The following is a 231-nucleotide window of genomic DNA, read 5'->3' on the forward strand; positions in this document are numbered from 1 at the left end:
GAGTACATTGCTAACTAATCCACCAGAAAAAATTGTTCGCGATTTAATGGATGAAGAATGTGAGTCAATTCCAATTTCAATGGATGAAAGTGAAGTCGCACAACTGTTTGAGCGCCATAATTGGATCTCGGCCCCAGTTGTTGATGACAACGATCAGCTACTTGGTCGTGTCACGATCGATGATATTGTTGACGTAATTCGTGAAGACGCCGAACATAGTTTACTGAGTTT

The 231-nt window shown here is 41.1% G+C and carries 1 protein-coding gene; it reads left to right on the forward strand.

The features are described 5' to 3' along the window. Positions 1 to 231: CBS domain-containing protein (locus SB756_RS35975; RefSeq protein WP_410914025.1), on the forward strand; the 231-nt coding region annotated here is incomplete at both ends.

Origin of the sequence: Pseudomonas sp. SIMBA_068 (assembly GCF_046534705.1) — a bacterium.
GTDB lineage: Bacteria > Pseudomonadota > Gammaproteobacteria > Pseudomonadales > Pseudomonadaceae > Aquipseudomonas > Aquipseudomonas putida.